The organism is Clostridium sp. OM05-5BH (genome assembly GCF_003481505.1).
Lineage (GTDB): Bacteria > Bacillota > Clostridia > Lachnospirales > Lachnospiraceae > Otoolea > Otoolea fessa.
In genome coordinates this window covers 1-1,698 of sequence record NZ_QULJ01000028.1, presented here as the reverse complement: position 1 = coordinate 1,698, position 1,698 = coordinate 1, and the positions used below count along the sequence as shown (strand labels likewise).

The following is a 1,698-nucleotide window of genomic DNA, read 5'->3' as shown; positions in this document are numbered from 1 at the left end:
TCCTCCGGGGAGTGCGGGGCGTAGTCCGTTTTCCATGCCATAAGCAAGTGAAGATAATCGGCAAGGATACGGAAGCAGCGGTTCTTTGCTTCCTGAAACTGTTCCTCCGGGGATTTCTGCCGGTGCTTGGGCTTTTTTGCCTTTCCCGGCGGCTTCCAGTCCTCATAGGAAAGCCCGAAGTCCTGTGCCAGCTGTACGGCGGCTTCTTTCTTTCCCAGCCCATACAGGGCGGCGGCAAAATCAATCACATCCCCATCCGCACCGCAGCCGAAGCAGTGGTAACGCCGATCCAGCTTCATGCTTGGGGTTTTATCATGATGGAACGGGCAGCAAGCCATCCCGTTCCGCCCTGCATGGATTCCATAATGCTCCGCAGCCTGTCTGGTTGTGACGAACTGCTTCACAGCTTCAAATACATTCAAATCTATCCCTCCTTAAAAAGAAAAAAGCACCTGACATTCTCTGATTGAAAATGGCAAGTGCCTGTTAAAGTTCCATATCCTGTTGTCTGTGTTTCTCCTGTGCCGGGGTGGTTCTTTGTGCTTTTTTCTCGTCAGTCTTATCCTGCAAGACTTCTTTGATAGGCTGTTTCTTGGGCGGCTCTTTGCTTTCCTCTGTGCCGGGGGTGGCTTTCCGTACCCAGTAGCGGATGTCCCGCAGCTTCTTCAAATCCTCCTGCACCTCTGTCAGCGGTACTTTCAGCTCTGCGATTTCGCTGAGAAGTTTTTCCTGCTCCTGTTGCAGCTCCTTTTGGGTGCTGTCCTTATCGTCCGGGTGCTTGGCAAGGTAGGCGGCGGCTTTCGCATACCGGGCGACCTCCGGGTGTTCCTGTTTGAATTTCTCCTTTGTTTTCTTGAAAAATATCTTCTGGTACTTCTCATAGACAGGCTTACATTCCTTGCAGTCTGTCCGGCTGGCAAGAATCCCGTCAATCACTTTGCTGCGAGCTTCCTTTGGCTTCATCTGATTGCGGTAATCTGCGGCTGATTTCCCGGATGCTTCCAGAAATGCTTCTAAGTCCTCCACAGTGGAAAGCTCCTTTTGCCGGAGATAGGACAAGGCTTCGCTGACTGCCTTTAAGTCCTGTGAAGTCCCCCGGTTCTGTCCAGCCCTCGTCCAGTCCTTCCGTTCTTCCTTTCGTATCTCCATGTACTTCATCAGCAGATTGGGAAGAAGTGTCGCTTCCTCCGCCGCTTTTTGTGCAAGCAGCTCCTTCCGTTTTTCGCCCAGCTCGGCAATCCAGCCCTTGAGGTTGTGGATGAACTGCCGGATGGACTTCATCAGGCTGTTGGCGGCTCTGATTTCCCGGTTCAGGTTTCCGATATTCGTCTGGATACCCCGCTTTTCCATCTGCCGGACAGCAGCACCCTCATGGACAGTGGGGATAATATCAAGCCCCTGTCTGGCATAGGAACGCAAGTCCACACGCTCCGGGCGGTCATTGGCTTCCAGATAGCGGTTCTGGATGACCTCCCATTCATGCCGCCAGATTTCACAATACTTCTGGTCGTTCCAGTCAACCGTATCCTCCTTGTGGCTTTTCCACCTGCCGGACGGAAGTTTTATCCGTTCCCCGTTTTCGTCAAGGTCATAAACCTTGCGGCTCTTGGGAAGCCATTTCCCATGTTCGTCCATTGCCCTCATAGTCAGCAGGACATGGGCGTGGGGATTGTGTCCCGGCGGATGGGGGTCATGGAT

The 1,698-nt window shown here is 52.9% G+C and carries 2 protein-coding genes; both read right to left on the bottom strand.

Annotated elements, in window-relative coordinates; genetic code table 11:
* Nucleotides 1–422, bottom strand: a 422-nt coding sequence (locus DXB70_RS13935; protein ID WP_118673494.1) for a CHC2 zinc finger domain-containing protein, incomplete at its 3' end; no start/stop codon positions are given.
* A gap of 64 nt (nucleotides 423–486) precedes the next feature.
* On the bottom strand, nucleotides 487–1,698 hold a 1,212-nt coding region (locus DXB70_RS13930), incomplete at its 5' end, for a MobA/MobL family protein (protein ID WP_118673493.1).